Annotated in this window: 17 protein-coding genes and 1 riboswitch; of the genes, 12 read left to right on the top strand and 5 right to left on the bottom strand. The window is 71.5% G+C overall.

All coding sequences use genetic code 11. The annotated features are described in order from the left end of the window. Nucleotides 1–47: 47 nt before the first annotated feature. A complete protein-coding gene (locus ACIOKD_RS09940) occupies nucleotides 48–779 on the bottom strand; it encodes a DUF5995 family protein (RefSeq protein WP_402080768.1) in 732 nt (243 codons plus the stop codon). Nucleotides 780–951: 172 nt separating this feature from the next. On the opposite strand from ACIOKD_RS09940, the gene ACIOKD_RS09935 reads away from it, so the two are divergent. After that, complete coding sequence (locus tag ACIOKD_RS09935) at nucleotides 952–2,079, top strand: glycoside hydrolase family 6 protein (protein ID WP_402081688.1); 1,128 nt, start codon at nucleotides 952–954, stop codon at nucleotides 2,077–2,079. On the opposite strand, the gene ACIOKD_RS09930 is transcribed toward ACIOKD_RS09935, so the two are convergent. Together ACIOKD_RS09930 and ACIOKD_RS09925 are read right to left on the bottom strand one after the other, a co-directional pair. After that, complete coding sequence (locus ACIOKD_RS09930) at nucleotides 2,061–3,503, bottom strand: uracil-xanthine permease family protein (RefSeq protein WP_402081685.1); 1,443 nt, start codon at nucleotides 3,501–3,503, stop codon at nucleotides 2,061–2,063. The genes ACIOKD_RS09935 and ACIOKD_RS09930 overlap by 19 nt on opposite strands. Before the next feature lie 97 nt (nucleotides 3,504–3,600). Further along, nucleotides 3,601–4,830: an MFS transporter gene (locus tag ACIOKD_RS09925; RefSeq protein WP_402080766.1), complete on the bottom strand. Its 1,230-nt coding sequence runs from the start codon at nucleotides 4,828–4,830 to the stop codon at nucleotides 3,601–3,603. Between the two features lie 145 nt (nucleotides 4,831–4,975). On the opposite strand from ACIOKD_RS09925, the gene ACIOKD_RS09920 reads away from it, so the two are divergent. The 10 genes from ACIOKD_RS09920 to ACIOKD_RS09875 all read left to right on the top strand — a co-directional run bounded on the left by ACIOKD_RS09920 (nucleotide 4,976) and on the right by ACIOKD_RS09875 (nucleotide 14,658). Next, nucleotides 4,976–6,472, top strand: a complete 1,497-nt coding sequence (locus ACIOKD_RS09920; protein WP_402080763.1) for an ROK family transcriptional regulator — start codon at nucleotides 4,976–4,978, stop codon at nucleotides 6,470–6,472. A 311-nt stretch (nucleotides 6,473–6,783) separates the two neighbouring features. Continuing rightward, a riboswitch (FMN riboswitch) is annotated at nucleotides 6,784–6,914 on the top strand. Nucleotides 6,915–7,077: 163 nt separating this feature from the next. Then, entirely contained in the window at nucleotides 7,078–7,686 is a 609-nt protein-coding gene (locus ACIOKD_RS09915; protein ID WP_402080761.1) for a riboflavin synthase, read from the top strand. Further along, a complete protein-coding gene (locus ACIOKD_RS09910; RefSeq protein ID WP_402080759.1) occupies nucleotides 7,683–8,327 on the top strand; it encodes a nicotinamide riboside transporter PnuC in 645 nt (214 codons plus the stop codon). Before ACIOKD_RS09915 ends, ACIOKD_RS09910 begins: the two co-directional genes overlap by 4 nt. After that, on the top strand, nucleotides 8,324–9,622 hold the full coding sequence (locus ACIOKD_RS09905; RefSeq protein WP_402080756.1) for a bifunctional 3,4-dihydroxy-2-butanone-4-phosphate synthase/GTP cyclohydrolase II: 1,299 nt from the start codon (nucleotides 8,324–8,326) through the stop codon (nucleotides 9,620–9,622). Before ACIOKD_RS09910 ends, ACIOKD_RS09905 begins: the two co-directional genes overlap by 4 nt. 99 nt (nucleotides 9,623–9,721) lie before the next feature. Further along, nucleotides 9,722–10,207, top strand: a complete 486-nt coding sequence (ribH, locus tag ACIOKD_RS09900; RefSeq protein ID WP_107019638.1) for a 6,7-dimethyl-8-ribityllumazine synthase — start codon at nucleotides 9,722–9,724, stop codon at nucleotides 10,205–10,207. 34 nt (nucleotides 10,208–10,241) lie between these two features. Further along, nucleotides 10,242–10,514 carry a phosphoribosyl-ATP diphosphatase gene (locus tag ACIOKD_RS09895; protein WP_107019637.1) on the top strand — a complete coding sequence of 91 codons (273 nt, stop codon included), beginning with the start codon at nucleotides 10,242–10,244 and terminating at the stop codon, nucleotides 10,512–10,514. A 59-nt stretch (nucleotides 10,515–10,573) separates the two neighbouring features. Further along, nucleotides 10,574–11,431, top strand: coding sequence for an ATP phosphoribosyltransferase (gene hisG, locus ACIOKD_RS09890; protein ID WP_402080751.1), 858 nt, complete (start codon nucleotides 10,574–10,576; stop codon nucleotides 11,429–11,431). A 66-nt stretch (nucleotides 11,432–11,497) separates the two neighbouring features. Then, nucleotides 11,498–11,986: a PH domain-containing protein gene (locus ACIOKD_RS09885; protein ID WP_402080748.1), complete on the top strand. Its 489-nt coding sequence runs from the start codon at nucleotides 11,498–11,500 to the stop codon at nucleotides 11,984–11,986. Between the two features lie 198 nt (nucleotides 11,987–12,184). Next, a complete protein-coding gene (locus ACIOKD_RS09880) occupies nucleotides 12,185–13,561 on the top strand; it encodes a hemolysin family protein (RefSeq protein ID WP_402080745.1) in 1,377 nt (458 codons plus the stop codon). Beyond that, nucleotides 13,558–14,658, top strand: a complete 1,101-nt coding sequence (locus tag ACIOKD_RS09875; RefSeq protein ID WP_402080743.1) for a hemolysin family protein — start codon at nucleotides 13,558–13,560, stop codon at nucleotides 14,656–14,658. Before ACIOKD_RS09880 ends, ACIOKD_RS09875 begins: the two co-directional genes overlap by 4 nt. A gap of 100 nt (nucleotides 14,659–14,758) precedes the next feature. Here the strand turns inward: ACIOKD_RS09875 and ACIOKD_RS09870 are convergent, their stop codons facing one another. Together ACIOKD_RS09870 and ACIOKD_RS09865 are read right to left on the bottom strand one after the other, a co-directional pair. Further along, nucleotides 14,759–16,618, bottom strand: coding sequence for an AAA family ATPase (locus ACIOKD_RS09870; RefSeq protein WP_402080740.1), 1,860 nt, complete (start codon nucleotides 16,616–16,618; stop codon nucleotides 14,759–14,761). A 433-nt stretch (nucleotides 16,619–17,051) separates the two neighbouring features. Next, nucleotides 17,052–17,678 (bottom strand): uridine kinase, encoded by a 627-nt coding sequence (locus tag ACIOKD_RS09865; protein WP_402081683.1) that lies wholly within the window; start codon nucleotides 17,676–17,678, stop codon nucleotides 17,052–17,054. 312 nt (nucleotides 17,679–17,990) lie between these two features. On the opposite strand from ACIOKD_RS09865, the gene ACIOKD_RS09860 reads away from it, so the two are divergent. Further along, a complete protein-coding gene (locus tag ACIOKD_RS09860) occupies nucleotides 17,991–19,370 on the top strand; it encodes a peptidase C39 family protein (protein ID WP_402080737.1) in 1,380 nt (459 codons plus the stop codon). Nucleotides 19,371–19,511 lie beyond the last annotated feature (141 nt).

Here is a 19,511-nt window from a genome sequence, read left to right as displayed (position 1 = left end):
CCCCTTACGGGGGTGCGTGGCGCTGCCCGGTCCGGCCCGCACGCGACTTACCGGCCGGGCAGCGCAGCGTGCTGTGGTGTTCCCAGCGGGGTGAGTAGACAGCGGCCCACCAGGCCGACCCCCGCGTCGAGCCGGTCGACGAACTCCCCGGCCAGGTCGGGGAGTTCCCGCAGGGCCCAGACGGCCCGCGCGGCGGACCACGCCGCGTCCCGGGCCCGCTCCAGACTCCACGCCCCCAGCAGGTGCGTCAGCGGATCAGCGATCTGCAGGAGGTCGGGCCCCGGCATCAGATCCTCCCGGATCCGCTCCTCCAGCGCGACCAGGACATCGCCCACCCGGTCGAACTCGTCCTCCAGCTCCGCTGGTCCGCAGCCGAGCGTACGACAGGCGTCCACCACCGCGAGCGCGAGATCGTGCCCGATGTGCGCATTGATACCGGCGAGGGCGAACTGCAGCGGACGTACCCCCGGATGCCCCCGCAACTGGAACAGCGGCTGCCAGCAGGCGGGCGGCCGACGGTCGTCCGCCACCGCCTCGACCGCCCCGAGGTACCGCTCCGCGAACCGCACGTCCAGCGTGATCGCGGCCCGCGCGTCGCTGAAGTGCCCCGCGTCCAGGCGTCTGGACACCTCCTCGGTGACGGCGAGGTACACACGGTTGAAGACCGCGACACCGTCACGCTCCGGCCAGAGCGCGTCGAGCGCACGCATGCGGCGTACCACCGCGTCGAGGCTGTGGACGAGAACCGTGTCTTGCGCGAAGCGTTCCAACCGCACCATGGGGGCAGCGTCCCAGGCCTAGGGTGTGCCGAGGGCCGCCGGGCCGGACGCTTCCCCAGAACGGGGGATTACGCGGGGCCCGGAGGAGGGGGAGCACCACGTGTCAGTCCGACGTGCCGAGCGCCTGGCCGTCCGCCGGGCGGAGCGCCGCCGCGCCGTCCGGCGCGGCGCCATGGTGGCGCTGGCCTCCGCCGTCGTCGCGGCCGGCACGGTGACGGGGATGATGTCCGCGCTGGACGACGGCCGGGGCGGCGACGAGGCGCGCCCCGACGTGTCCGGCACACCGTTCCTGCAGCCGCTGCCCCACCTCCCCACCTCTTCGTCCTCGACGACCTCCGGCTCCCCGTCGCCCTCGCCCTCCGCGTCCGCGTCGAAGGGGAGGCCGAGCCCGCAGCCGTCCGGGTCCGCGTCCACGAAGCCGAGGACCGTGCCCGTGTCCGCGCGGCTGTACCGCCATGGTGACTCCCAGGTCCTGGACTGGGTCCGGGCCAACCCCGACGATCCGCGCCGTCCGGTCATCGAGTCCCGGATAGCCGACCACCCCGCCGCGGTCTGGTTCGCGGACTACACGCCGTCGAACATCACCGCCCGCGTCAGGGCGGTCACCTCGGCCGGAGCCGCGAAGGGCGGCGTGCCCGTCGTCGTCCCGTACGCGGTACCGGACCGCGACTGCGGCGGGGCCTCGCAGGGCGGCGCGCCCGACCTCGGCGCGTACGAGGGGTGGATCGAGAAGTTCGCGGCGGGTCTCGGCACACGTGAGGTCGTGGTGATCCTGGAGCCCGACGCGATCGCCCAGTCGGACTGTCTCTCCGAGGGTGAACGGACGGCCCGCTTCGACGCGTTGGCCCGCGCGGGCCGTGTCCTGAAGGCGGCGAATCCGAAGGCACGGGTCTACTTCGACGCGGGCCACTCGGACTGGAACCCGCCGCGGAAGCAGGCCGGGCTGCTGCGCAGGGCCGGTGCCGCGTCCGCCGCCTCCTCGGACGGGATCTTCAGCAACGTCTCCAACTTCAACCGCACGGACGGGGAGGCCGCGTACGTCCGCCAGACCCTTGACGCGCTCGGCGGCCCCGCGAGCCTGGGCGCCGTCATCGACACCAGCCGCAACGGCAACGGCGCCCCGGCCGACGGAGAGTGGTGCGACCCCGCGGGCCGCAAGCTGGGACAGGCGCCGACCCTGCGGACCGGGGAGGCCCGGATCGACGCCTATCTGTGGGTGAAGCTGCCGGGGGAGTCCGACGGCTGCCGGGGTACGCCGGGGACGTTCACGCCGGACTACGCCTACGACTTGGCGCGCTGACCGTTCGCCGGGCCGCCGCTGGGGTCACCCGCGGAGTCACCTTCGGTCGCACCCTCGGAGGCGTACGAGGACGTGCCCTCGTCCAGCAGCGGTTCCTGTGACTTCAGGTGCGCGGGGGCCATCGCCCGCAGCGCGTGGTAGCCGGTGATGACGACGAGGGTGCCGAGCGCGATACCGCTCAGCGAGAAGGTGTCGGTGAACTTCATCGTGACGTCGCCGACGCCGATGATGATGCCCGCCGCGGCCGGTACCAGGTTCAGCGGATTGCGCAGGTCCACCCCGGCGTTGAGCCAGATCTGCGCGCCGAGCAGGCCGATCATGCCGTACAGGATGACGGTGATCCCGCCGAGCACCCCGCCCGGGACGGCCGCCACGACCGCGCCGAACTTCGGGCAGAGGCCGAAGAGCAGCGCGAAGCCGGCTGCGGCCCAGTAGGCGGCCGTGGAGTAGACGCGGGTCGCGGCCATGACGCCGATGTTCTCGGAGTACGTGGTGTTGGGCGGGCCGCCCACTGCGGTGGAGAGCATGGAGCCGACCCCGTCCGCCGAGATCGCGGTGCCCAGCTCGTCGTCCAGCGAGTCGCCGGTCATCTCGCCGACGGCCTTCACATGGCCCGCGTTCTCGGCGACGAGCGCGATGACCACGGGCAGGGCCACGAGGATCGCCGACCACTCGAAGGACGGGCCGTGGAAGTGCGGCAGCCCGATCCAGTCCGCCGAGCCGACGCCGGAGAGGTCGAGCCGCCAGTGGTCGGTGACCTTGCCGCTCGCGTCGGCCGCGTGGATCCGGCCGAGGACCAGGTCGAAGAGCCACGAGATCCCGTAGCCGAGGACCAGGCCGAGGAAGATCGCGATCCGTGACCAGAAACCGCGCAGGCAGACCACCGCCAGACCGGTGAACAGCATCACGAGCAGCGCCGTCCACTGGTCCTGCGGCCAGTAGGTGGCGGCGGTGACCGGGGCCAGGTTGAAGCCGATCAGCATGACGACCGCGCCCGTGACGACCGGCGGCATCGCGGCATGGATGATCCGCGCCCCGAACCGCCGCACCGCGAGGCCGACCAGGAACAGGGCGACGCCCACGACGAACACGGCGCCGGTCACGGTCGCGCTGGAACCGCCCTGCGCGCGGATCACCGCGGCGACGCCCACGAAGGAGAGCGAACAGCCCAGATAGCTGGGCACCCGGCCGCGGGTCGCGAGCAGGAAGATCACCGTCGAGACGCCCGACATCATGATCGCGAGGTTCGGGTCCAGGCCCATCAGCACCGGCGCGACGAAGGACGCCCCGAACATCGCCACCACATGCTGGGCGCCGAGGCCCGCCGTCCGTGGCCACGAGAGCCGTTCGTCGGGGCGGACGACCGCTCCGGGTGCGGGCGTGCGCCCGTCACCGTGCAGCTTCCAGCGCACGCCGAGGTCCATGGTGGGTATTCGCTTTCTCTGCACCTCAGATGCGTACCTGAGATTCCGTACGTGAAGATCAGCGCCATGGTAGGTCGGAGCCGGGGGAGCGGCCGGTTCAGGGCCGCGAATCCGGAACCTTCACGTCCGCCACCTCGCCGCGCGCGCCCGGGCCCTGGCCGCCCGACGTACGGCCGCTGGTCCGCAGGACACCCGCGAACGCCGCGAGCCCGAAGGCCAGCACGGTCACCAGCACGAAGGACGTCACCAGGCTCGTCGCGTCCGCGACGGTCCCGATGGCGGACGGCGCGATCAGGCCCGAGGTGTACGTGATGGTGGCGACGCCCGCGATGGCCTGGGCCGGGTTGGGGCCGCTGCGGCCCGCCGCGGCGAAGCAGAGCGGTACGACCACGGCGATGCCGAGGCCCAGCAGCGCGAAGCCGGCCATGGCCAGAGCCGCGTTCTGCGCCAGTACGACGAGCAGGGCGCCGGCGGTGGCGAGGAGCCCGCTGACCCGTACGGTGCGCACCGGGCCGAAACGGTCCACCACCGCGTCGCCGGCGAGTCGCGCGACCGCCATGGTGAGGGTGAAGCCCGTCGTGCACGCGGCGGCGAGTCCCGCGGAACTGCCGAGGACGTCCCGCAGGTAGACCGCCGACCAGTCCAGGCTCGCCCCCTCCGCGAAAACCGCGCAGAAGCCGATCGCGCCGATGAGCAGGGCCGACTTGGGCGGCAGCGCGAAACGCGGGGGCGCTTCCTCGTCGTCGGTGGCGCGCAGGTCCAGTACGCCCTGGCAGGCGACCGTGCCGAGCAGGGTGAGCGTCAGCGCGGCGAGCGCGTGGTGCAGCCGGGCGTCCGTGCCCAGGTGCGCGGCGAGCGTTCCGCCGACCGAGCCGACCAGGGCGCCCGCGCTCCACATGCCGTGCAGCCCGGACATGATCGACTTGTCCAGGCGGTTCTCGACCTCCACGCCCAGGGCGTTCATCGCCACGTCGGCCATGCCGGCCGTCGCCCCGTACACGAAGAGGGCCAGGCACAGGGTGAGCAGATTCGGGGCGAGCGCCGGGAGAACGAGGGCGAGCGTCCACAGCGCCATGAGTCCGCGCAGGGCCGGGCGGGCGCCGAAGCGGTGACTGACGCTGCCCGCGAGCGGCATCGCCAGGGAGGCGCCGATGGCGGGGAAGGCGAGTGCCAGGCCGAGTTGGCCCGCGCTTACCGACGCGTGGTCCTGAATCCACGGAACGCGTGTCGCGAACGAGCCGGTGACGGCGCCGTGCACAGCGAACACCGCCGCCACGGCGTACCGGGAGCGCTTCACCTCGCGCCGGTCGTAGACCACTTCGCTCATTTCTCCCGGCCCCTGTCTGTCGACCCCAGCAGTCGTCTGTCGTCTCTCCGCTCTGCCGCCGTAAACTATCAGGCACCCTGCCTGATAGATAGATTGTTTTTCGCGCCCGCCGCAGACCTCCGCCCTGATCTGGAAGGATCCCGGCATGCCCGCATCACCGAGTACCGCCCGGGCCATCAACGACCGGCTCGCCCTGCGGCTGCTGCAGCGGGAAGGTCCTCTGACGGCAGGGCAGTTGAAGAAACTCACCGGACTCTCCCGGCCCTCGGTCGCCGACCTCGTGGAACGCCTCGCGCGGGCCGGGCTGATCGGCGTGGTCGGGGAGTCCGGCGAACAGCGGCGCGGCCCGAACGCCCGGCTGTACGGGATCGTCGCCGACCGGGCGCACCTGGCGGCCCTCGATGTGCGCACCGAGGGGGTGGCCGTGGTCGTCGCGGATCTGCTGGGCTCGGTATTGGCCGAGGCGTCGGCGCCGATCGCCGACGAGACGGACACCGCGCCCGCGGTCGAGCAGGCGATCGCGCTGGTCGAACGCACGGCGAAGGAGGCGGGGGTGGAGCGGCTGCACACCGTCGGCGTCGGGGCTCCCGGTCTGATCGATCCCGCCACCGGTGAACTGCGCGACTCCACCGGCCTGCCCGAATGGCACCGGCGCCTGGCCTCGGCCCTTCAGGAGCGTTTCCAGGCCCGTGTCGTGGTCGAGAACGAGACCAACCTCGCGGCCCTGGCCGAGCAGCGTGACGGGGCCGCGCGCGACCGCGACACCTTCGTGCTGCTCTGGCTCGGGCACGGGATCGGTGCCGCGGTGGTCCTGGACGGGGTGCTGCGCCGGGGTGCCTCCGGCGGTACCGGTGAGATCGGCTTCCTGCCGGTGCCGGGTACGGGCGGTATGCCGTCCGCGACGGGGTGCGAGGGCGGGTTCCACTCGCTCGCGGGCGCGGCGGCGATCGCCGAACTGGCGCACCGGTACGGGGTGGTGGCCCCTGCCGGGGCGCATGAGCCGCATGCGGCGGCGCTGGTGCGGGAGGCGGTGTTGCGCGCTGCGGGGGGCGCGCCGGCCCCCGCGGCGCTGTCCGGGGCCGCGTCCGCCCCCGCGTTGCTGTCCGGGGCCGCGTCCGCCCCCGCGTTGCTGTCCGGGGCCGCGCCGGCTCCGGTTTCCGGGGCCGCGCCGACTCCGGTGGCCGGTTTCGTAGCGGCTCCGGCCGCCGGTTCCGTACTGGTCCCGGTCCCGGTCTCCGGTTCCGTCCCGGTCCCGGTCCCGGTCCCGGAAGCCGGAACCGAAGCCGGAACCGAAGCCGGACCGGCTTCGTCTGCGGGTGGTGAGGGTCGCCCGCGCAGTTCCCCGCGCCCCTTGGGGGGTGGCGCCTCGGGGTTTCTCGACGCGCTCGCCGATCGTGTCGCTCTCGGTGCCGCTTCCGTCATCGCCGTGCTCGACCCGGGGTGTGTGGTTCTGTCCGGGGAGATCGGGCGGGCGGGCGGTGAGGCGCTCGCGGCCCGGGTGCGGGAGCGCCTCGGGCGGATGACGCCGCTGCCCACCGAGGTGCGGGCCGGCACCCTGGGCGGCGGCGCCGTTCTGCGCGGGGCCCTGCTGATGGCCCGGGACGGCGCCCAGGACGAGCTGTTCGCGCCACCGGAGCGGTGACCCGGGCCCGTCGGGGAACGGAGACCCGGCGGCGGGGCAAGGGCCTCCGTCACCGCCGCCGGGTCGATCTGGGGCGGGTCGGCGAACGCGACCCGTAGAGGCGCCGGTGAACGCTGACCCTAGAGAGGACTAGACCAAAGCGTCAATAGGTATGGACCACCAGCGAGACGCCTTGATCACGGAGAAGTTGATCAGAGCCTGACGCCTCACGAGTGTCCCGTGAAGTCCATCGGTACACCTTGTGAGCCACCCCACAGAATTCACCCGCATGGGCGTCGATCAGGCGTGGCACACTGAGTCTGTACCAGAAGCAGCGCACTCCGGGGTCGGTGAAAGTCCGAACCGGCGGTTACAGTCCGCGACCCGGTCGCTTCCAGCGGCCGGTTGACCAGGTGAAATTCCTGGACCGACGGTTAAAGTCCGGATGGGAGGCAGTGCGCGGCGGGCGGGCATTCGTGCGCGCCGCCGTCTGTTTCGACGTGTCCCATGGATACATGGACACGGCGTCCCACGCGGCGTCGCCCCCGGTGTCCCCGCTCGTTTCACATCTGTCGTCATCGACAGGCCCCGGAGTCCGTGCCCTATGAGGCAGGAGGACCCGGGAAGTGTTCACCGGAATCGTTGAAGAGCTGGGTGAAGTCACCGCCGTCGAGAACCTCGGCGACGCCTCACGTTTCCGACTCCGTGGCCCTGTGGTCACCGAAGGCGCACGTCACGGGGACTCCATCGCCGTCAACGGCGTCTGTCTGACGGTCGTCGACCACGAGAACGGCGAGTTCACCGCCGACGTGATGGCGGAGACCCTGGACCGATCCAGCCTCGGCGCCCTCACCGTCGGCTCCCGGGTCAACCTCGAACGGCCCATGGCCGTGGGTGAGCGGCTCGGCGGGCACATCGTGCAGGGCCATGTGGACGGCACGGGCGAGGTCATCGAGCGCAAGCCGTCCGAGAACTGGGAGATCGTGAAGATCTCGCTGCCCGCGGACCTCTCGCGCTACGTCGTGGAGAAGGGCTCCATCACCGTCGACGGCATCAGCCTGACCGTCGTCGAAGCCGGCCCCGACTTCTTCACCGTCAGCCTCATCCCGACCACCCTCGACCTGACCACCCTGGGCCGCAAGCAGCCCGGCGACCCGGTCAACCTTGAGGTCGACGTGATCGCCAAGTACGTCGAGCGGCTGCTCGGCCCGCAGGGACAGGGAGCGACACGGTGAACTGGCTCAACTCCGAGGCGTTCACGCTCTTCGACCAGCACATCAAGTGGGCCGACATGATCGGCAACGTGATCGGGCTGATCGGCCTCGCCCTCGGCTGGCGCCGCTCCATCTGGACCTGGCCCGTCCAGTTCCTGTCCGGCGCCATCCTCCTCGCCGCCTTCGCCACCGCCCACCTCTCGGGCAGCGCGGGCAAGCAACTGGTGGTCATGGCCGTCGCCCTGTGGGGCTACCGGCAGTGGAACCGTGGCAGGAACGGTGCGCAGGACGGCTCCATCGCGGTCCGGTTCGCCACCTGGCGCGAACGGGCGTACCTGGTCGGCGCCGCGGCCGTGGGCACCGTCGCGGTCGCGAGCCTGTTCACCGCGTACCCGTCCCTGTCCTGGGACCCCTGGCCCGACGCGTACATCTTCGTCGGCACGGTCGTCGCGATGTACGCCCAGGCGCGGGGCATGGTCGAGTTCTGGTTCGCCTGGCTGCTCGTCGACCTGGTGGGCGTGCCGCTCAACTTCGCCAACGGCTTCGCGTTCTCCGGATTCGTCTACATCATCTACGGCGCGCTCGTCCTGTGGGGCATGCGCGACTGGTGGCTGCGCTCCCGCAAGGCCGGGCAGCCCGTCCTGGAAGGAGCCCCGGCATGACGACAACGCCGGTTTGGTACAGCACGGGTCACGACGAGGACGCCTCGGACTTCGCCCTCGACCCGGTCGAGAAGGCCGTCGCGGACATCGCGGCGGGCCGCCCGGTCGTGGTCGTCGACGACGAGGACCGCGAGAACGAGGGCGACCTCGTCATCGCCGCCGAGAAGGCGACCCCCGAGATCATCGCCTTCATGATGAGCGAGTGCCGCGGTCTGATCTGCGCACCCATGGAGGGCGACGAACTCGACCGCCTCCAGCTCCCGCAGATGGTCGAGAACAACACCGAGTCGATGCGCACCGCCTTCACGGTCTCCGTCGACGCGGGCCCCGCCTCCGGGGTGACCACCGGCATCTCCGCCGCCGACCGCGCCACCACGCTGCGGCTGCTCGCGGGAGGGCAGGCGGGCGCGGCCGACTTCGTACGCCCCGGCCACATCTTCCCGCTGCGCGCCAAGCCCGGCGGTGTGCTCGTCCGTAACGGCCACACCGAGGCCGCCGTCGACCTCGCCCGGCTCGCGGGCCTGCGGCCGGCCGGCGCCATCGTCGAGATCGCCGGCGAGGACGGGCGGATGCTGCGCCTGCCCGAACTGATCCCGTTCGCCCGCAAGCACGGGCTGACGATCATCTCCATCGAGGACCTGATCGCCTACCGCCGCACCGCCGAGCCCACGGTCCGCCGCGAGGCCAAAACACAACTGCCCACCGCCTTCGGTGAGTTCACGGCCTACGGCTACCGCTCCACCGTCGACGGCGTCGAGCATGTGGCGCTGGTCCACGGCGAGATCGGCGACGGCGACGACGTCGTCGTGCGCCTCCACTCCGAATGCCTCACCGGGGACGTCTTCCACTCCCTGCGCTGCGACTGCGGCCCCCAGCTCGAAGCCTCCCTGCAGCGCATCCAGGCCGAGGGCCGCGGGGTCGTCGTCTACCTCCGCGGCCACGAGGGGCGCGGCATCGGGCTGCTGTCCAAGCTGCGCGCGTACGAGCTCCAGGAGCGCGGCCGGGACACCCTGGACGCCAACCTGGAACTCGGCCTGCCCGCCGACGCCCGCGACTACGCGGCCGGCGCGCAGATCCTGGAGGACCTCGGGGTGCGCAGCCTGCGGCTGATGACCAACAACCCCGACAAGACGGCCGCGCTCGTCCGCCACGGCCTCAAGGTCACCGACCGCGAGCCGATGCCCGTGACCGCGGGCGAGCACAACCTCCGGTACCTGCGCACCAAGCGGGACCGGATGGGGCACGACCTGCCCTGGCTGGACCCGGCCACCGTGTCCGCCTGCGGCAATCAGTGACCCGTAAGCGGTGACCGTGATCCGTGACCCGCGATGAGCAATCAGTAACAGCACAGCACAGCACAGCACAGCACAAGCACTGCACGAGGAGACACAGACGTGAGCGGCAAGGGCGCACCCGAACTGTCCGTACGCAACTGCGGTGACCTGCGGGTCGCCGTCATCGCGGCACAGTGGCACGAGAAGGTCATGGACGGACTCGTCGACGGCGCTCTGCGCGCCCTTCGCGAGCTGGGCATCGACGAGCCGACCCTCCTGCGGGTCCCTGGCAGCTTCGAGCTGCCGGTCGTCGCGAAGGTCCTCGCGGGCCGCGGCTACGACGCGATCGTCGCGCTCGGCGTCGTCATTCGCGGCGGCACCCCGCACTTCGAGTACGTGTGCCAGGGCGTCACCCAGGGCCTCACCCAGGTCTCCGTCGAGACCGGGGTCCCGATCGGCTTCGGCGTGCTGACCGTCGACACCGAGGAGCAGGCCCTGGACCGCGCGGGCATCGAGGGCTCGAACGAGGACAAGGGACACGAGGCGGTGACGGCGGCCGTGGCGACCGCGGCCACCCTGCGCTCGGTATCCGAACCCTGGCGCTGACGTAGGCCCGCGACCGCGTAGGGTGAGGACCACCATGTCCAAGAAGACTTTCGAGGAGCTCTTCACCGAGCTCCAGCACAAGGCAGCCACCGGCGACCCCGCCACCTCCCGCACCGCGGAACTGGTCGGCAAGGGGGTCCATGCCATCGGCAAGAAGGTCGTAGAAGAGGCCGCCGAGGTCTGGATGGCCGCGGAGCACGAGGGCAAGGAAGCAGCCGCCGAGGAGATCTCGCAGCTGCTCTACCACGTCCAGGTGATGATGGTCGCCCGCGGCATCAGCCTGGACGACGTGTACGCCCACCTCTGAGCCGTCGCCCCGCACGTACGTACCCGCACGCATCCGCACGAACAAAGGAAGCCGACCTCATGCTGCGCATCGCCGTCCCCAACAAGGGTTCCCTGTCAGGCCCCGCGGGGGAGATGCTGCATGAGGCCGGCTACCAGCAGCGCCGGGAGGCCAAGGAGCTCAGGATCGTCGACCCGGAGAACGAGGTCGAGTTCTTCTACCTCCGCCCCCGCGACATCGCGATCTACGTCTCCTCCGGCCGCCTCGACATCGGCGTCACCGGCCGCGACCTGCTCATCGACTCCGCGGCCGACGCGGAGGAGATCCTGCCCCTCGGATTCGCCCGCTCCACCTTCCGCTTCGCGAGCAAGCCCGGTACGGCCGGCTCCCTCGACGACCTGGCCGGCAAGACCGTCGCCACCTCGTACGAGGGCATCGTCGGGAAGTACCTCGCCGACAAGGGCGTCGACGCGTCCGTCGTGCACCTCGACGGAGCCGTCGAGACGGCCATCGAGCTCGGCGTCGCCGAGGTCATCGCGGACGTCGTCGAGACCGGCACCTCGCTGCGCAACGCGGGCCTTGAGGTCTTCGGCGACCCGATCATGAAGTCCGAGGCGGTCGTCATCCGCCGTACCGGCGCGGAGACCACCGGCGACGCCGAGCCCAAGGTCCAGCAGTTCCTGCGCCGCCTCCAGGGCGTCCTCGTCGCGCGGACCTACGTGATGATGGACTACGACTGCCGCGTCGAGCAGCTGGAGAAGGCCGTCGCGCTCACCCCGGGCCTGGAGTCGCCGACCGTCTCGCCGCTCCACAACGAGGGCTGGGTCGCCGTACGCGCCATGGTCCCGTCCAAGGAGGCCCAGCGGATCATGGACGACCTGTACGAGATCGGCGCGCGGGCCATCCTGACCACGGCCATCCACGCCTGCCGCCTCTGACTTTCGAGGACTTCAAGGACTTCGCAGACTTCGCAGACTCCAAGGACTTCGAGGAACAGCTTCGCCATGCCGGACACACCCGAGCCGCCCGCTCTCCCCGTGACCTTCAGGCCCGGGCGCACCCGTGCCGTACTGCTGAGCGCCGGCGCCACGATCTTTGTGGTCATCACCACGGTCGCGCTGCTGCTTGAGAAGCTCGGACCGGGGGAGCGCCTCAGCTTCGTCTTCACCGCGGCACTGCTCTTCGGCGTACTCGTACTGCTGGCCCGCCCGAAGGTCGTCGCCGACGAGTCCGGGGTCACCGTCGTCAACATCGCCAGCAGGCGACGGCTGGCCTGGGCGGAGATCCTGCAGGTCAACCTGCGTCCGGGAGACCCCTGGGTCTTCCTGGACCTCAGCGACGGCACCAGTCTGCCCGTGCTCGGCATCCAGCCGGGCATCGCCAAACAGCACGCAATCAGCGACGCCCGTGCGCTGCGCGCCCTCGCCGAGGCCCGCTCCCTCGGCGAGCCGGACGGGCCGTCCGACGGTCAGCACGACGAACATCACGGCTGACTCTCAGCTTCCACCCTGCCGTCCGGGCCCATGTCTTGATTAACCTGTTGGCGGAGGCGTTCTCGTTGCGCCTCCGCCGCTGACTTCCCACCCGGAACTCAGAGGCCCCCTGCTATTCGAGGAGTGACTCCCTCCAGCGATGGACGGATCGTCCTGTAGTACCTGCGCCGCCCCCTCCCGACATATCGAGGCGGCGGCATGACCATCCCCCTGCTGCTCCTCGGGGCGGCGTTCCTGTTGATCCTCGCCAACGGCTTCTTCGTGGCGGCCGAGTTCGGCCTCGTCACGGTGGAGCGCCCCGACGCCGAGAAGGCGGCGGCCGAGGGCGACCGACGGGCCCGTACCGTCGTCGAATCCCTCAAGGAGCTGTCCTTCCAGCTGTCCGGCACCCAGCTCGGCATCACCATCACCTCGCTGGTCGTCGGCATGCTCGCGGAACCGGCGCTCGCCGAACTGCTGCACGGCCCGTTCACCGCCGTCGGCATCCCCGAAGGCGCCGTGTCCGGTGTCGCCGTGGTCGTCGGCATGCTGCTGGCCTCGGCCGTGCAGATGGTGATCGGCGAACTCGTGCCCAAGAACTGGGCGGTGTCCAGGCCCCTGCAGGTCGCGCGGTTCGTCGCGGGCCCGCAGCACGCCTTCTCGACCCTGTTCCGGCCGGTGATCGCCGGGCTGAACTCCGTCGCCAACCGGCTCGTGCGCGCCCTGGGCGTCGAGCCCACCGCGGAGCTGGCCTCCGCGCGCACACCCGGCGAGCTCGTCTCGCTGGCCCGGCACTCGGCGCGGGCCGGCGCGCTGGAGCAGGACACCGCCGACCTGTTCGTGCGCACGCTGTCCCTGGCCGACCTCACCGCGCAGCACGTCATGACCCCGCGGGTGAGGGTCAGCGCCCTCCAGTCCTCCGCGACCGCCGAGGACGTCGTCAACCTCACCCGTGCCACCGGCCTCTCCCGCTTCCCCGTCTACCGGGAGCGGATCGACGAGATCGTCGGCATGGTGCACCTCAAGGACGCCCTCGCGGTGCCCTCGCACGACCGGCTGCGCACCCCGGTCACCCGGATCGCCCAGACCCCGCTGCTCGTCCCCGAGACACTGCCGGTGCAGCCCCTCCTGGAGCGGCTGCGCAACGAGCAGCCCATCGCCGTCGTCGTCGACGAGTACGGCGGCACGGCCGGGGTCGTCACCCTGGAGGACATCGTCGAGGAGCTCGTCGGCGAGGTCCGCGACGAGCACGACGGCCAGGACGTGCCGGAACTCGCCGTCGCGCCGCCCGAGGACGGCCGGCCCGCCTGGGACGCCGACGGCAGCTGCCGCGTCGACATCCTCCGGCGCATCGGCCTGGACGTCCCCGAGGGTCCGTACGAGACGGTCGCCGGCCTCGTCGCCGACCTGCTCGGACGCATCCCCGCCCCCGGCGACCGGGCCGAGCTGCCCGGCTGGCGCCTCTCGGTGCGCCAGGTCGGGCACTACCGCGCGGAGCGGGTCAGACTGGTCAGAACAGCCGGGGCCGGGACCACCCCCGTCTCCACACACGCGTCCGCCCCTGTTTCCGTCTCCGCGGCGGAGGCCGTCCGATGAGCGTGCTCCAACTCCTGTTCGCCGTCCTGCTGGTGCTCGCCAACGGCTTCTTCGTCGGTGCCGAGTTCGCCCTGGTCTCCGTACGGCGCAGCCAGATCGAACCGCTCGGCACGGCACGGGCCCGGCAGGTCATGTACGGCCTGGAGAACCTGCCGCACATGATGGCCGCCGCGCAGTTCGGCATCACCATGTGCTCGCTGACACTGGGCGCGGTCGCCGAGCCCACCGTGGCGCATCTCCTGGAGCCGGTCTTCCACGCCGCGCACCTGCCCGAGGGCATGATCCACCCGCTCGGGTACGTCATAGCCCTCGCCGCGGTCGTCTTCCTCCACCTGGTGGTCGGCGAGATGCTGCCGAAGAACCTGGCGATGGCCGCCCCCGAGAAGACCGCGCTGTGGCTCAGCCCCGGCCTGGTCGCCTTCGCCCGGCTGTGCAAGCCGGTCACCGTGGGCCTCGGTGCCTGCGCCCGCGTCATCCTGAAGCTCTTCGGTGTCGAGCCCAGGGACGAGGTCGAGGCGGTCTTCACCAGCGAGCAGCTCAACCGGCTCGTCGAGGACGCCGGCCAGGCCGGTCTGCTCGACCCAGGGGAGCAGGAGCGTCTGGAGGACGCCCTGGAACTGGGCTCCCGTCCGGTCACGGACGTGCTCCTGGACCGCGAGTCGCTGATCAGCGTGGGCCCCTCGGTCACGCCGGGCCAGGTCGTCGCCCTCACCGCCCGCACCGGCTTCTCGCGTTTCCCGGTGGTCGCGGAGAACGGCGCCTTCATGGGCTATCTGCACGTGAAGGACGTACTCGACCTGGAGGAGTCCGAGCGGGCGGTGCCGCAGCAGGTCTGGCGTCCCATGACGACCCTCAGCGCCGAGCTTCCGCTGGACGACGCCCTGACCGTGATGCGCCGCGCCGCGACGCACCTGGCCCAGGTCGCCGACGCGTCGGGCCGGGTCCTGGGTCTGGTCGCCCTGGAGGACGTTCTCGAACTCCTGGTGGGCGAGGTGCGCGACCCGGCCCACCGCGAGCCTCCCCCGGTACGGGTGACCGAGCCCCGCTCGGGCCACCCCGAACCCGCGGAACCCCCACAACAGGCCCTGGCCAGCTGACCCCACAGCCCCGCGCCCCCGCTGCCCGGGGGCGCGGGGAACGGCTTCAGGGGCGCGGGGAACGGCGCAGTCTTTCGCTTTTGGCCTTCAGGGGCGCGGCTCACACCCCGGAGGGCCCCCGCCCCGAGAGAACCTCCCCGTACGCCTGCATCAGATCGGCCAACCGAAGCGTCGCCAGGTCGTCCCGCGTGAGATGCCCCGGATACCCGGAGAGCCGCAGATCCCGATAGGCGCAACTCTTCTCGTACAACGTACGCAGGAACCGCCCGTTCCCGAGCTCATCGATCCACCCCTGGTCGACGACGTGCCCACTGATGGAGCGCAGCTCGTCGAGCGCCTCCTCATCCCACACGTCCCCGTTCTCCGCGGCCAGCACCTCACCGATCGAGGTGAGCTCAAGGGGCCGGTACGAGGGAAAGTCGACCCGGGTGGTGAACCGGGACGACAGCCCGGGATTGGCGGCCAGCAGCCGGTCCATGCCCTCCGGATACCCCGCGAGGATCACCACCAGATGATCCCGGTTGTCCTCGGCCCGCTTCAGCAGAACCTGCAGCGCCTCGTCCCCGTACGCGTCCCCCTTGCCGTACCCGGAGTTGGACAGCGAATAGGCCTCGTCGACGAAGAGCACCCCACCGATCGCGGAGTCGATCAGCTCGTTGGCCTTCACCGCGGTCTGGCCGAGATACTCGCCCACCAGGTCGGCCCGCTGCGCCTCGACGAGATGGTCGCCGCCGAGCAGCCCGAGCGCGTAGAAGACCCGGCCGAGAATGCGCGCCACGGTGGTCTTGCCGGTGCCGGAGGGGCCGGAGAAGACGAAGTGGCGTTTCGGCGGCTGGACCGGCAGCCCCTGCCCGGCGCGCAGCCGGGCCATGTTCAACTGTGCCGAAAGCGCCTTCACCTGGCGCTTGACCGGTGCGAGGCCGACCATGCCCTCCAGTTCGGCCAGCGCCTCTTCGAGGAGTGCGGGATCCGTCGGCCCGGTCGGCAGATGCGGTGGCAGCACCGGCACGATGGCCTTCTCGCGGACCCGGTCCGACTCGGACGGCAGCGCGCCGGGCGGCGGCAGCTCGGGCTCGGAGAGCTTCAGGTCGCGGCCCTCGGTACCGAACAGCGGATCCACGCCGTCGGGGCCGTCCAGGATGTCCTGCCCGATCCCCGTCAGCGTGATCGCCGCGAGGTCGGCCGTCTCGTCGTACCCGTCGCCCTCGGAGATCGCGGCGAGCCGGGCCGAGGTGTCCATGAACGCGGGGTCGACCCGGTGCACCGCCCGGTACAGGGGGAGGGCCGCCGCCGAGCGGCCCGTGCCCTCGTGCGCCCGCGCCAGCCAGTACCGCAACTCCTTGCGCTGCGGCTGCTCGCTGCGGCAGCGCATCAGGGCGGACGACAGCAGCGGCTCGGCCTGCCCGTACATCTCCAGTCGTACCCGGGCCATCCCGCCGAACAGGCCCGCCTCGATGCCCAGCATCGGATCGTCGATCAGCGGGTCCGTGTGCCGGACCAACTGCTCCCAGTCCTTGACGAGATAGGCCCGGCAGGCGTGCAGGAACCTGACCTGCGGGTCCGCGTCCACCGGGGGCAGGCCCGCCAACGCCCGGTCCAGCTCCGGGACATGACGTCCGTCGAGCCAGTGCGAGGAGTGCGCGAGCAGCAGATCGCGGGGCGACTCCAGCACCGGCTGCACCCACCAGCCCAGCCAGTACCAGGAGTTGAGTGTGCGCCGGTGACGGGTGCGCTGCTCCCCGAAGCGGTCCCGGTGCCGGAACATCCGCAGCAGCGCGGTCGTCGTGTCGATGCGCAGCGCGTGCAGTCCCAGCCAGCCGTCGGCCATCCCCGGATCCATTCGGACCGCGGCGCGGAACTCCTCCTCCGCCTGCGGATAGGCCCCCATGGTGTAGGCGTCCACACCTCGCAGCCAGGCGAGGTCGGCCGGGGCCTCGGGGCCCTGCGTGCCGAAGTCCATCACGTCCCCCACAAACCGTGCCCCCGTTGATCACCGGGCGGGCCGGTGCCCGTCGGCAGTCTTCGTCGAACCGCTGTGCCGCGGACGGGAGTTGCGTGCGGTGCGGAGAGCAGCCGTCCGAAGGTCGCACCAAGAGGCATCGTACCTGCGGGGGAGTGCCGGACCGTAGGGTGCCGCACGACGGGTTCTTCGAGGTGGGAGCGGATGGGACGCACTCAGGACGGTCACTGAGGGTGAACGAATTGCGCCTGGGAGCGTCCGGAAAACGCCTGGGGACAGAACGAAGCCCCCGATCACGGGGGAACAACCGGGGGCTTCGCGTCTGCGGGGCGGCCCCGAAGGCCGCTCCTTGAGAACGTAAGACCTGTACGGCCCCTCGGTCAAGCCGAGTTGGGGCACTCAGGCAACTTCTCGGACAGCGGTCTTCACGAGTTCAGCACACAGACGCAGGGCCGTCACGGTCCGTGACGGAAAGCGTTCTCACCGACGTCTCGGCAGGTCCTGGCAGTACCTCATATCCGTCTGAACACTGCCGTACCAGAAGGTCCGCGAACGGCTCCGAAGGGTCCTCGGCGAAGTGACGGCGCTCCGCGGGAACCCACCCTGCCCAGAAATCGCTCTGCGCCGAACCGTCCCGCAGGCGCCCGCGGGCCCATGCGTCCTCGCGGGGCATCTCCATCCACAGCAGTCCCGCCAGTCGAGGCCGCAGCGCACGACGGCCGGCGCCGACCCCCTCGACGAGGACCACGGGCGAGGGCGGCAGGGCGTGGGCCGGCCCGAATTCCCGCAGCCGCCAGTCGTAGGGGTGGTAGCGCGCGGTCTCGCCTCGGCCCAGTGGTTCGACGACCTCCCGGAGCAGCCGCCCCGTCCACGCGAAGAGCTCCTCATGGGTGGCGATGTCGTCCAGGTGCAGCACGGGGGCGCCGCCCAGTGCCCCGGCCAGGCGCTCCGTGAAGGTGGTCTTGCCGGAGCCCGCGTGCCCGTCGACCCCGACGAGCCGGACGGGTCCGCAGGAGGGCGGCAGCCGACGCAGCCGGTCGGCGAGGGTGGGGAGATGGATGGGGGGTCCCTGGGGGTGTGGAGGGGTGCGGAGCGGTGCGGAGGGCGCGGGAAGGGGCGTACGTATTCCGGAGGAACACTCTACCGAGACCGATATGGGGTGAATCGGGCCCCCTGCTCCTTCAGTGGTCTCGACCAATATTGGTCGGCGCCGCGACGTCCGAAGTGCTGGCACAAGCCGTGATCGCGTTCCATAGTTGGCCCACGCCCGCACACTCGTACTCACCCGTCACTCACCCGTCACCCACCCATCACCCACCCGTCACCCACGCACTGGACCAGCCCGTTCCGGACACCTGGGGGTCTTCCGTCCATGACCAGAGCCGAACAGCCGTCCCGCAGAACCGTCCTCGCCGCGGCGGTGGCAGCGGCCGCCGCCGGAGTGGCGAGCCCGGCAGCCGCCGCGAGCCCGTCGGCCCGCACCGCGAGCACCCGGGCCGCCACTACGTCGAAAGCGCCCTCCGACCTCGTGGACAACCATGCCTGGACCTCGTACGCCGACTGGCGCGGCGGCACCGCGGAAGGGACCCGTGCCGTGCAGGGGGCCCGCCCGGGCCTGGAGATCCGGACCCCCGGGGGCCGCACCGACTACACGGACCCGCACACGGGCACGACCGCCACCTGGGAGTACGCCCGCTGGACCTCGCCGGTCCACCGCCTCGGCGTCCCCTCCACCGAGGTCATCGCCTCCTGGAACGCGCGGACCCCGGCGGGCACCTGGCTGCAGATCGAGTTGAGGGGCACGTACTCGGACGGCACGGACACCCCCTGGTACGTGCTGGGCCGCTGGGCGGCCGGTGACCAGGACATCCGCCGGACCTCGGTCGACGACCAGAGCGACGGGAGGAGCACGGTCTGGACGGACACCTTCGCCATCGACGACGCGGCCTCCGGGCTGCGCCTGGTGGCGTACCGGCTGCGGCTGACCCTCTACCGCAAGCCCGGGACCAAGGCCACGCCGACCGTGTGGCGGCTCGGCGCGATGGGCTCCGACGTGCCCGACCGCTTCACCGTCCCGGCGTCGGTGCCCGGTCTCGCACGGGAACTGCAGGTGCCGCGCTACTCGCAGGAGATCCACGTCGGCCAGTACCCCGAGTACGACAACGGCGGCGAGGCCTGGTGCAGCCCCACCTCCTCCCAGATGATCATCGAGTACTGGGGGCGGAAGCCCACGGCCGAGGACCTGGCCTGGGTCGAGCCCGAGTACGCGGACCCGCAGGTGTGCCACGCGGCGCGGTACACCTTCGACCACCAGTACGACGGCTGCGGCAACTGGCCCTTCAACGCCGCGTACGCCGCCACGTACAAGGATCTGCAGGGTGTGGTGACCCGGCTCCACTCGCTCACCGACCTGGAGACGCTGATCGCGGCCGGTGTGCCGGCCATCACGTCCCAGTCGTTCCTGGCGTCCGAGCTGACCGGCGCGGGGTACGGCACGGCCGGGCACCTGATGACGGTCATCGGCTTCACCGCCGACGGCGACGTGATCGCCAACGACCCGAACTCGCCCGACAACGACGCGGTACGGCGGGTCTACAAGCGGCGCGAGTGGGAGAACATCTGGCTCAGGACGAAGCGGTACAACGCCGCCGGGAACGTCGCCTCCGGCACCGGCGGGGTCTGCTACCTCTACTTCCCGGCCCACCCCACGGACGCCCAGCGCAAGGCACTGGCGGCGGTGGGCGTGCACTGAGCCCGGCGCCCGTACGGCACAGGGGTGGGCCCCCCCCGCGGGGGCCCCCCCCTTGTGGGTGGCCCACCCCTCCGGGGCGCGGGGGCGAGCGCAACCCCCCACAAACCCCCGACCCCAGGCCGGGGGGGGGACCCCGGGGGC

Origin of the sequence: Streptomyces sp. NPDC087844 (assembly GCF_044742785.1) — a bacterium.
In the GTDB taxonomy this organism is placed as follows: Bacteria; Actinomycetota; Actinomycetes; order Streptomycetales; family Streptomycetaceae; genus Streptomyces.
The sequence above is the reverse complement of the archived record's forward strand: the minus strand, read 5'-3'. Positions and strand labels throughout refer to the sequence as shown.